Raw genomic sequence first — 9,563 nt, forward strand, 5'->3', positions numbered from 1 at the left:
CCCCACACCCCACACCCCACACCCCACACCCCACACCCCACACCCCACACCCCACACCCCACACCCTACACCCCACACCCTACACCCTACACCCCACACCCCACACCCCACACCCCACACCCCACTATCCTATACTTTTTAAACAGGATTTAGTATGACCCTACCAGCCTAAAAATAGCAAAAAACCCGGTGGGAAAATCTCCCCACCGGGTCAAAAAGGCAAAAGTAAAGAATTATTTCTGATCGGCCTTTTTGCTTGACTTATCGCCCATTTTGTACTTACGCAAGAAGCGATCGACCCGGCCCTCCGTATCGATCATCTTCTGGGTTCCCGTATAAAAAGGATGATTACCCGACCAAACCTCCACATGAATTTCTGGTTTTGTCGAACCCACCGTCATCACCAGTTCACCATTACAGATCACCTTGGCTTCCGGATACCAAGTAGGATGAATTTTTTTCGGCATAATAAACCTCTCTATTAACCTAACGTTTCGAGTATTGAGGCGCTTTGCGCGCTTTGTGAAGACCGTATTTTTTCCGTTCCTTCGCCCGGGGATCCCGAGTCAGATAACCTTCACTCTTGAGGGGAGGACGATTTTCCGGGGCCAATTGACATAAAGCTCTAGCGACACCCAATTTCACCGCGTCCGCTTGGCCGGTCAAACCACCGCCCTCGGCCTTAACGATGATATCATACTCGTTTTCCAGTCCCAAAGTCTCCAGAGGAGCTTTAATCGTCTGGATATAGGTGGGAATGCGGTTAAAATGGGTTTCCCCATCGCGACCGTTAACGGTAATTGCCCCCGTCCCCGGCACCAGACGCACGGCAGCGACCGCCGATTTGCGTCGTCCCGTTCCCCAATAAACTACCTTATTTTTACTGTCCGTGGCTTGCATTGACTTAATTTCCTCCTGCGGGAATCGTATTAATCGCTAAAACTTCCGGTTGTTGTGCCTGATGGGGATGTTCCGCACCGGCATAAACTTTCAGTTTCGTGAACAATTTCCGACCTAAGCTATTTTTCGGGAGCATTCCCTTAACAGCGTGTTCGATAATCCGTTCAGGAATGCGTTTTTGCAGTTTATCGAAGGTTTCTACCTTCATACCACCCGGTCTGCCGGAGTCGCGGCGATAAACTTTCTGTTGGCGTTTTTTGCCCGTCACCGTCACTTTTTCAGCGTTAATAACAATGACAAAATCCCCCGTATCCAGATGGGGGGTGAAGGTGGCTTTATTTTTGCCCCGTAGAATCATAGCGATCTCGGTGGCCAGACGACCTAGACGCTGATCGGCCGCATCGATGACGTACCATTTCTGCTCTAGAGTCTCTAAATTTGGTAGAGGTGTTTTGTTCATGGTGAGTTTGCCTTGGTTTACAAAAATTAATTTTTTTTATTGCCCACCTGGGTGTTGGGGGGTTAGAGTTTTAGGGTTTTAGTTGGAATTCCCCTATTTCCCTATTTCCCTATCTCCCTATTCCCCTATCCCCTCTGCTCGGAAATAATAAAGAGGCTGAGTCTCGCACCAGACGCTATCGGCAAAGGGAAAATCGGCGTAACCCACCCGCAGTAAACATAGTCCTTTAGCTGGTGCGGCGTATTTGACCAATTCTCGGCGCTGATTGACCCAGATGTCGGTAAAGTTTTCTAGCGATCGCTCACCAGTTCCCACCTCCACCAACATTCCCACCAATAGCCGCACCATCCCGTACAAAAAGCCATTGGCTTGAATTTCCATCTGTACAAATGGCCCTTGACGGTAGCATTCCACCCCTTGTACTTCTACCCAGGAATGGTCACGACTAGAGTTAGCACGGTGAAAGGCGGCCAGATGGTGCTTACCCAATAGGGGCTTTAAGGCCCTGGCCATCAAATCGGCATCGAGGGGACGATGGTAGTAGTGCCAACTAAAGGGGCTAACAAATAGATTGGGGATGGGGTCCGTATAGAGGGTGTAACGATAACGTCGCCAGAGGGCTGAGAAACGGGCGTGCCAGCGATCGGGAACCTGGGCCGAGGCCCGAATGACGATATCGTCATCTAGCCGAGCATTGAGAACCTTGGCCCAATGGGCAGGTGGGATCGGACTCTGCTGCTGGAAATGGGCAACCTGGGCGGCGGCGTGAACACCGCTATCGGTACGTCCGGCCCCGTGCAGAGTGACCGCATGACCGAGAATATCGGCCAGAGCCTTCTCGATTTCTTCCTGCACACTCCTGTGATGGGGTTGCCGTTGCCAGCCGTGGAAATTAGTTCCCACATACTGGATAACTAGGGCGATCCGCGACTGGGGGCAAGCTGTCATCGTTACATCAGTTCGATAATCGCCATAGGGGCATTATCCCCGCGACGGCGCAGGGTACGCACTACCCTGGTATAACCGCCGTTACGGTTGCCATAACGGGCTTGGGCGCCTTCAAAGAGGGCGTGAACCAGTTGTTTGTCGTAGATGTAGCCCATGGCTTGGCGACGGGCGCTCAGGGAACCGTCTTTAGCTAGGGTGATAATGTGGTCTACCTCTGCTCGCACCGCTTTTGCTTTCGCTAGGGTGGTGGTGATCTGACCATGTAGAATTAGCTGGGTGGCCAAGCTGCGCAGCAGTGCCTTTCTTTGGTCAGCCGGCAGACCCAATTGAGGCACTTTACACCGATGTCTCATAGTATTTTCCTGGAATTGGGTTTACTTGCTTTTTTCTTGGGGTAGGGTGATGCCTAACCGTTTTTGTAGGGCTTCAATGACTTCTTCCGCCGATTTCTGCCCAAAGTTTTTGATTTCTAAGAGATCTTCTTGGCTGTAATCGAGGAGGTCGGCTACGGTGTTGATCTGCGCTCGCTTCAGGCAATTGTAGGCGCGCACAGATAATTGTAGTTCCTCGATCGGAATTTGGTTTTCTTGGTTGATCTCTTGGTCGTCAAAGTTACCTGAGGATTCGAGGGCGTTGAGATCCTTGAGCGGGTTAAAGAGATTAACCAGCATATCGGCCGCTTGGGAAAGGGCTTCTTTGGGGTTAATGCTCCCGTTTGTCCAAATTTCTAAGAGCAGACGATCTCTAGCTTGACCGCTTTCGGAACGGATATCTTCGACGCTGTAGTTGACTTTGGTTACGGGCATAAAAATCGAGTCGATTTGCAGAAAGTCTAGCGAAGTGGCCTCCTCTTTACTGCGATCGATCGCCCGGTAGCCTTTGCCTTTTTCCACGCGAAATTCCATCTCTAGCTTGGCCCCTTCGGCTAGGGTGGCGACGTACTGATTGCGATCAACTATCTCGATTTCTGAGGGTAAATCGAATTGTGCCGCCACTACTGTCGCCGGTCCAGTTGCCACTAAACGCCCGATCTGGGTTTGATTGGTGTAGCTTTTGAGGATGATTTCTTTCATGTTGAGCATGAGTTCCATCACGTCCTCGCGTACCCCCTCGACGGTGGCAAATTCGTGATTGACTCCCGCAATCCGCAGGGCCGTCACGGCCGCTCCTTCCAGATTGGAAATGAGAATCCGTCTCAGGGCATTACCTACGGTCGTACCCTGGCCTCTTTCCAGAGGTTCTAGTACGAATTTACTGTACTGACTCTGATTCTTGTAAGTTTTTGCTTCTACACACTCGATTTGAAATTGCGCCACCGATTGACCTCCCTTGTTCAGTTTTCAGTTATCAGTTATCAGTTATCAGTTTTCTTTGGCTTTCAGCGTTTAGCGTTTGGCGTTCAGCTTTTTGAGCAGATGGTCTTTGACGACCGGATTCTGCTGCTGATGCGCTCAAAGCTAACGGCTGTCGGCCTCAAGATCCCTGTCACCTGAAAAAGCTGTTCACTGTTTACACTCTCCGGCGTTTGGGAGGACGACAACCATTGTGGGGGATGGGAGTCACGTCCCGGATCAGGGTGATTTCTAATCCTGCTCCTTGCAGGGCCCGGATTGCGGTTTCCCGTCCTGCCCCGGGGCCACTAACCATCACTTCTAGTTGACGCATTCCCTGTTCGATCGCTCGGCGGGCGGCGTTATCGGCGGCGGTTTGGGCGGCGAAGGGGGTTCCTTTTTTGGCTCCTTTAAAACCACTCGATCCCGCCGATGCCCAAGAGATCACATCGCCTTTGGTATCGGCGATCGTGACAATGGTATTGTTGAAGGTCGATTGAATGTGAGCGACTCCGGTAGGAATATTTTTCTTCTGTTTTTTCGGTCCGGTTTTTTTGGTTGGTCGCGCCATAGTTTTTCTTGATTGGGGGATATCGCAATGAATAAAAAATTATTTCTTGGAGGGGGCTTTTTTCTTCCCTGCCACTGTCACCCGACGACCGCGACGGGTCCGCGCATTGGTTCGCGTCCGTTGCCCGCGCACGGGTAATCCTAGCCGATGCCGACGACCCCGATAGGTGCCGATATCGGCGAGGCGTTTGATGTTCATCGCCTCCCAGCGTCTCAAATCCCCCTCGATTTGATAATTTGTTTCGATATAAGTCCGTAGCGCCGCCACGTCTTCATCGCTGAGATCCTTGACCCGAGTGTCAGGGTTAACACCCGTCGCAGATAAGACTTCTTGGGAACGCGATAGACCCACTCCGTAGAGGTAGGTCAGGGCGATTTCCACACGCTTATCGCGAGGTAGGTCTACACCAGCTATCCTTGCCACGCTTTTTTTTTCTCCCTATGAACGATTTTTTTTCCAAAAACGACTACAATTAACGGTAACGATTCTCTGCCCCAAGACAGTGACTTTGGTGGGTTAACCTTGTCTCTGCTTGTGTTTGGGGTTAGAACAAATTACCATGACTCGACCGCGCCGACGGATGACGCGGCACTTTTCGCACATTTTTTTGACAGACGCTCTAACTTTCATGCCTAAGTATTCTGGCAACACTGCAAGCTTATTATTATATCAGATTTGTTTTACCCGTGTCACCTATTTTTTTAAAATAAATTTGGCCGCTTATTAGACTTTTTGGCTTCTCTGCCCCTATTTATCGCTATTTTTTTTGATTTTTCAGGCGATAGGTGATTCTGCCTTTGGTTAGGTCGTAGGGGGTCAGTTCCACTTTGACTCGATCGCCGGGGAGGATTTTGATATAATTACGTCGGATTTTGCCAGATATATGGGCTAAGACGTTGAAACCGTTATCTAAATCCACCCTAAACATGGCGTTGGGCAAAGATTCGGTGACGGTTCCTTCCATTTCGATGAGATCTTGTTTAGACAAAGTTAATTCCTCAAATTTACTGGGGACAATTTATTTAATGATTCGGAGCTCTCTTGGGTTTGGTGGTTAAAATGTATTCTAAGATACATTCCTCCCAGCGGGGGGGTGGAACGAACCACAAAGACACAAAGGACACAAAGATTGATCGATCATATAGTAAGTTAAACTTATCACACAGAACCTAGTAGGAGAGCCGATTCGGCAGCAGCAACCCTGCTGTCACCACAGTTCCCCCAGTATAGCTTATCAGTGATCAGTGATCAGATGTGAGTTTTCAGTTCACAGCAAAAAAGCGCCCCATCTTCCCTCTCCCATCTCCTGACTCCAGTCTCCACCCCCATCTCCCCACTACTAGGCAGTATTAAGGAGTAATATTTAGATAATCAACAGCTTAACATTGCTGTCTTTTCACTGATTACTGATTACTGTTCACTGTTCACTGAAAAGCTAGATTACTCGACGACAATTCGCCATTCATGGAGTTCGTATTCCACACAACCATTCTCGATTAAAGGATCGCGAACTATAATTGCCTGAGCCTCCTCAAGAGAATCGGCCTTAAATAATAACATTCCGCCGCCCCTTTCTGCCCAATAACCACTTTTTGCTGCTCGTCCTTGGCTAATTAAATCACGCACATAGTCCTTATGGGCGCTGACATAGCGATCGAAGGTAGTTTTATCAACAATGCCTTTTTCTATCTTGACAAACCAGGGCATAAATTCTCAGTAGGCTAGGACGGATCAACAATCATATAATTATACCGATTAATCTTGGCCGTCGAGGGTGCCATGTAACAGAGCTATACAATTAGCTTAGAGTTGTGGAAGACTGCTAGAATCGAGGTGACAGCTTCATTTCTGTAGCTTTGCTTGTTTCCATGAATCAACCCCAGGGATCTCTATTTTTTATCGCGCTTTTGCCGCCGCCAGAAGTACAGGAAATTGCCACAAAAATCAAGTTAGAGTTTGCAGAAATTTACAATAGTCGCGCTGCCCTGAAATCGCCTCCCCACGTCACTCTCCAACCCCCTTTCCGGTGGAATTTAGAACAATTACCGGATTTAGAAAGATGTTTAGAGGAATTTGCCCGCTTGCACGCTCCTATTCCCCTAATTCTCCAGAATTTTGCCGCCTTTAAACCGCGAGTCATTTATATTAATGTCCAGAAAACGCCAGAATTATTAACCCTGCAAAAACGGCTTTTACAGCAGCTAGAATCTTCCCTGAATATCATTGATAATGTCTCAAAAAGCCGAGCTTTTTCGCCCCATTTAACCGTTGGCTTCCGAGATTTAACTAAAGATAATTTCTGGAAAGCTTGGTCAAAATATGCTAATCAAGAGCTATTTTTTGAGGTGATGATCGATGAAATTACCCTCCTAATTCATAACGGTAAGCACTGGGAAATTTATCGGCAATTTTCTCTATAATCCAGACCCTTGCAGGTTTCTATCTACAGAGGAGGGAGTTATAGTGGTAAAATAGGAGAGAGCAGTTTTTAAAGCTTCATTTCTGACTTTTTTGCGAAATTTTAACCTATAGAGCGATTTTATGGCGACTCCGCCGCTCTGAAACCTATGTTACTCAAAAATCCCCCGAAAATCTCCCCCAATCTGATTAAACAGCTAGAAACGATCCTTGGTAAAGATGGAGTCATCCGTCGCAAAGATGAATTATTAACCTATGAGTGCGATGGTATCACAGGATACAGACAAAGACCCGCTCTTGTGGTACTGCCTCGCAGCACAGCAGAAATTGCGGCGGTGGTGAAACTCTGTCACGATAACGAGATTGCCTGGGTAGCGAGGGGTGCAGGAACGGGCTTATCGGGAGGGGCGTTACCCTTAGAAGAGGGGATTCTCATCGTTACGGCACGGATGAATCAGATTCTCAGGGTTGATTTAGATAATCAAAGGGTGGTGGTGCAGCCCGGGGTGATTAATAATTGGGTGACGCAAGCAGTAAGCGGGGCGGGATTTTATTATGCACCGGATCCCTCTAGTCAAATTATCTGCTCGATCGGTGGTAATGTGGCGGAAAATTCCGGCGGGGTTCACTGTTTAAAATACGGTGTCACTACCAATCACGTTATGGGCTTAAAAATCGTCCTTCCCGATGGTTCAATTATCGATGTGGGGGGTGCGGTACCGGAACAACCGGGCTATGATTTAACCGGTTTATTTGTGGGTTCCGAGGGAACTTTAGGCATTGCCACGGAAATCACCCTAAGAATCCTGAAAACTCCGGAATCTATCTGTGTTTTACTGGCCGATTTTACCAGTATCGAGGCGGCGGGCCAAGCGGTGGCGGATATTATTAAATCGGGAATGATTCCGGCGGGGATGGAGATTATGGATAATCTCAGTATCAACGCCGTGGAAGACGTGGTGGCTACCGGCTGTTATCCCCGGGATGCCGAGTCAGTTTTATTAGTGGAATTGGATGGTTTAGGGGTAGAAGTAGCCAGGAATAAACATCGGGTTGCCGAGATTTGCCGTCAAAATGGGGCGAGAAATATCACCACGGCTAATGATGCCGAAACCCGCTTTAAACTCTGGAAGGGCAGAAAAGCGGCCTTTGCGGCGGCGGGGAAAATTAGCCCTAATTATTTTGTGCAAGATGGGGTGATTCCCCGCACTCAATTGGTGTATGTTCTTCAGGAAATTAAGGCTTTAAGTGAAAAATACGGTTATAAAATCGCCAATGTTTTCCACGCCGGGGATGGCAATTTACACCCGTTAATTCTCTACGATAATAAGGTGGAGGGTGCCTGGGAAGAAGTGGAAGAGTTAGGCGGTGAAATTCTCAAACTTTGTGTGCGGGTTGGGGGCAGTTTATCGGGGGAACATGGTATCGGCATCGATAAAAATTGTTATATGCCCGCTATGTTCAACGAGATTGACTTAGAAACTATGGGCTATGTGCGGGATTGCTTTAATCCCAAAGGTTTGGCTAACCCGGGGAAATTATTCCCCACCCCGCGCAGCTGTGGGGAAGCCGCTAATGCCAAAATACAAGGGTTTGCGGGGGTGGATGTGTTTTAGGTTATCGGCAGTAATAGACCTCTTGCAGAAATCAAAATCGTTGTTAGGGTTAGGAGTCAGTAGCCAGTAGTCAGTAGTCAGGAGAATTAAGAATGAATAACAATCAATTAAATGGTCTATTTACAAATTTTATGCCATTTAATCCTTATTTTTGCTGTTTTTGAACCATGAAAAATTAATTATGCAAGAGGTTTAATGATTTTTCTGACTGATGACTGATGACTGATGACTGATGACTGATGACTGATGACTGATTACAGTCCACCTTGGGGTCCTAGGGGCAGATTGATATTAGAGGCGAAAACTGGGAGTTGTCTTTCCAGAAAGCGTTGAGTGACTAATTCTCGGAAAATCTCTAGATCTTTTTGCCATTGTCCCAGATATTGTTTGAGCAGATTTAATCGATCGCTGCCCTCGGCCAGATTATAGTTAAAGTTACCGGCAAATAATAGCGCCCCTAAAATTTTGCCATCGGGTAATTGTAATTTTGCCTCGTTAATCGCCACGGATAGCTGAGAGGTTTCTAGCTGATAAAGTAGATTGATGCTGGCTTGTAGGGGGGCTATACCGAAATTGTGCCAAGGACCGGGGGCGAGAAGAGTTTCGGTGATATATTTTTTAGCGGCATCGGGGCTACTAGGGAGAGGAACAATGCTTTTCGGGGCGATACTCAGGGCTTGATATTCGGCTAAAGGGAGTTTATCTAGATATAAACCAACAATTTCTGGCAGTTTCAGTTTCAGGCTATCGGGAGAGTTAATTATCTCCACAAAGGTAATTGTCCGGGGTTGGGCGACGATGCTGATACCATTTTGAAAATTAACTTGAGCGTAATTAGGATTGAGTACCGGCTGGCCATTTAATTCCCAGTCGGGGGGAACTATTCCCGAATATTTGAGGAAATCAACCGTTAGCATGGCGGGATTGAGGCTTTTGGCTGTAATTGCGATGGAAAGTTCTTGTATTTCCCGCAAACTAGCCAGAGGTTGATTGGAGTTATTGTCAGTGGTGGTAATCATCGGTTTTCTCCGTGGATATTTAAGTTTTGTCTCTAAGTAGGTGGGGGTTAAAAATTGTTCAGATCCGCCCCTTATTAAGGGGGATTAAGGGGGGATCGGCACCCCCCTTATTAAGGGGGGATTAAGGGGGGATCTAAAGACAAAATCTATCTTCAATTTAATTGAAACCACTTAAGTAGGTAGGCGTTAAAAGTTGTCAGACACCCCCCTTATCAAGGGGGGCAGGGGGGATCCCCCCGCCTATCGGCACCCCCCTTATCAAGGGGGGCAGGGGGGATCGAACCTAAAATCCATTTTTAA

The 9,563-nt window shown here is 47.8% G+C and carries 14 protein-coding genes; 2 read left to right on the forward strand and 12 right to left on the reverse strand.

Features of this window, described 5'->3' with window-relative positions:
* Positions 1 to 233 precede the first annotated feature (233 nt).
* From rpmE to PX482_RS16170, 11 genes are all read right to left on the reverse strand, one after another.
* Positions 234 to 467 carry a 50S ribosomal protein L31 gene (gene rpmE / locus PX482_RS16120; RefSeq protein WP_002760058.1) on the reverse strand — a complete coding sequence of 78 codons (234 nt, stop codon included), beginning with the start codon at positions 465 to 467 and terminating at the stop codon, positions 234 to 236.
* A gap of 19 nt (positions 468 to 486) precedes the next feature.
* On the reverse strand, positions 487 to 900 hold the full coding sequence (gene rpsI / locus PX482_RS16125; protein ID WP_002760057.1) for a 30S ribosomal protein S9: 414 nt from the start codon (positions 898 to 900) through the stop codon (positions 487 to 489).
* Positions 901 to 904: 4 nt separating this feature from the next.
* A complete protein-coding gene (gene rplM, locus PX482_RS16130; protein ID WP_002780818.1) occupies positions 905 to 1,360 on the reverse strand; it encodes a 50S ribosomal protein L13 in 456 nt (151 codons plus the stop codon).
* A 117-nt stretch (positions 1,361 to 1,477) separates the two neighbouring features.
* Positions 1,478 to 2,308: a tRNA pseudouridine(38-40) synthase TruA gene (gene truA / locus PX482_RS16135; RefSeq protein WP_288097477.1), complete on the reverse strand. Its 831-nt coding sequence runs from the start codon at positions 2,306 to 2,308 to the stop codon at positions 1,478 to 1,480.
* Positions 2,309 to 2,310: 2 nt separating this feature from the next.
* Complete coding sequence (rplQ, locus tag PX482_RS16140; protein ID WP_002760055.1) at positions 2,311 to 2,661, reverse strand: 50S ribosomal protein L17; 351 nt, start codon at positions 2,659 to 2,661, stop codon at positions 2,311 to 2,313.
* 21 nt (positions 2,662 to 2,682) lie between these two features.
* The gene (locus PX482_RS16145) at positions 2,683 to 3,624 is read right to left on the reverse strand and encodes a DNA-directed RNA polymerase subunit alpha (protein WP_002737965.1); all 942 of its coding nucleotides are present in this window, start codon (positions 3,622 to 3,624) and stop codon (positions 2,683 to 2,685) included.
* Between the two features lie 193 nt (positions 3,625 to 3,817).
* Positions 3,818 to 4,210 (reverse strand): 30S ribosomal protein S11, encoded by a 393-nt coding sequence (rpsK, locus tag PX482_RS16150; RefSeq protein WP_002735413.1) that lies wholly within the window; start codon positions 4,208 to 4,210, stop codon positions 3,818 to 3,820.
* A gap of 39 nt (positions 4,211 to 4,249) precedes the next feature.
* Positions 4,250 to 4,633, reverse strand: coding sequence for a 30S ribosomal protein S13 (gene rpsM / locus PX482_RS16155; RefSeq protein WP_002735415.1), 384 nt, complete (start codon positions 4,631 to 4,633; stop codon positions 4,250 to 4,252).
* A 93-nt stretch (positions 4,634 to 4,726) separates the two neighbouring features.
* The gene (gene rpmJ / locus PX482_RS16160; RefSeq protein WP_012593611.1) at positions 4,727 to 4,840 is read right to left on the reverse strand and encodes a 50S ribosomal protein L36; all 114 of its coding nucleotides are present in this window, start codon (positions 4,838 to 4,840) and stop codon (positions 4,727 to 4,729) included.
* Between the two features lie 127 nt (positions 4,841 to 4,967).
* Complete coding sequence (gene infA / locus PX482_RS16165) at positions 4,968 to 5,198, reverse strand: translation initiation factor IF-1 (protein WP_002737109.1); 231 nt, start codon at positions 5,196 to 5,198, stop codon at positions 4,968 to 4,970.
* Positions 5,199 to 5,650: 452 nt separating this feature from the next.
* A complete protein-coding gene (locus tag PX482_RS16170; protein ID WP_288025766.1) occupies positions 5,651 to 5,917 on the reverse strand; it encodes a YciI family protein in 267 nt (88 codons plus the stop codon).
* 161 nt (positions 5,918 to 6,078) lie between these two features.
* Here PX482_RS16170 and PX482_RS16175 point away from each other — a divergent pair, with 161 nt between their 5' ends.
* Both PX482_RS16175 and glcD read left to right on the forward strand, forming a co-directional pair.
* Complete coding sequence (locus tag PX482_RS16175) at positions 6,079 to 6,630, forward strand: 2'-5' RNA ligase family protein (RefSeq protein WP_002760053.1); 552 nt, start codon at positions 6,079 to 6,081, stop codon at positions 6,628 to 6,630.
* A gap of 147 nt (positions 6,631 to 6,777) precedes the next feature.
* Complete coding sequence (gene glcD, locus PX482_RS16180; RefSeq protein ID WP_002760051.1) at positions 6,778 to 8,244, forward strand: glycolate oxidase subunit GlcD; 1,467 nt, start codon at positions 6,778 to 6,780, stop codon at positions 8,242 to 8,244.
* A 254-nt stretch (positions 8,245 to 8,498) separates the two neighbouring features.
* On the opposite strand, the gene PX482_RS16185 is transcribed toward glcD, so the two are convergent.
* The gene (locus tag PX482_RS16185; RefSeq protein WP_002760049.1) at positions 8,499 to 9,263 is read right to left on the reverse strand and encodes a hypothetical protein; all 765 of its coding nucleotides are present in this window, start codon (positions 9,261 to 9,263) and stop codon (positions 8,499 to 8,501) included.
* Between the last annotated feature and the right edge of the window lie 300 nt (positions 9,264 to 9,563).

Source organism: Microcystis sp. M53602_WE12 (genome assembly GCF_030065455.1).
GTDB classification, from domain to species: Bacteria; Cyanobacteriota; Cyanobacteriia; order Cyanobacteriales; family Microcystaceae; genus Microcystis; species Microcystis aeruginosa.

Bases quoted from the DNA above. Each gene is read 5' to 3' on its own strand.
- rpmE (WP_002760058.1), bottom strand. From the start codon at position 467: ATGCCGAAAAAAATTCATCCTACTTGGTATCCGGAAGCCAAGGTGATC.
- rpsI (WP_002760057.1), bottom strand. From the start codon at position 900: ATGCAAGCCACGGACAGTAAAAATAAGGTAGTTTATTGGGGAACGGGA.
- rplM (WP_002780818.1), bottom strand. From the start codon at position 1,360: ATGAACAAAACACCTCTACCAAATTTAGAGACTCTAGAGCAGAAATGG.
- truA (WP_288097477.1), bottom strand. From the start codon at position 2,308: ATGACAGCTTGCCCCCAGTCGCGGATCGCCCTAGTTATCCAGTATGTG.
- rplQ (WP_002760055.1), bottom strand. From the start codon at position 2,661: ATGAGACATCGGTGTAAAGTGCCTCAATTGGGTCTGCCGGCTGACCAA.
- rpsK (WP_002735413.1), bottom strand. From the start codon at position 4,210: ATGGCGCGACCAACCAAAAAAACCGGACCGAAAAAACAGAAGAAAAAT.
- rpmJ (WP_012593611.1), bottom strand. From the start codon at position 4,840: ATGAAAGTTAGAGCGTCTGTCAAAAAAATGTGCGAAAAGTGCCGCGTC.
- PX482_RS16170 (WP_288025766.1), bottom strand. From the start codon at position 5,917: ATGCCCTGGTTTGTCAAGATAGAAAAAGGCATTGTTGATAAAACTACC.
- PX482_RS16175 (WP_002760053.1), top strand. From the start codon at position 6,079: ATGAATCAACCCCAGGGATCTCTATTTTTTATCGCGCTTTTGCCGCCG.
- glcD (WP_002760051.1), top strand. From the start codon at position 6,778: ATGTTACTCAAAAATCCCCCGAAAATCTCCCCCAATCTGATTAAACAG.
- PX482_RS16185 (WP_002760049.1), bottom strand. From the start codon at position 9,263: ATGATTACCACCACTGACAATAACTCCAATCAACCTCTGGCTAGTTTG.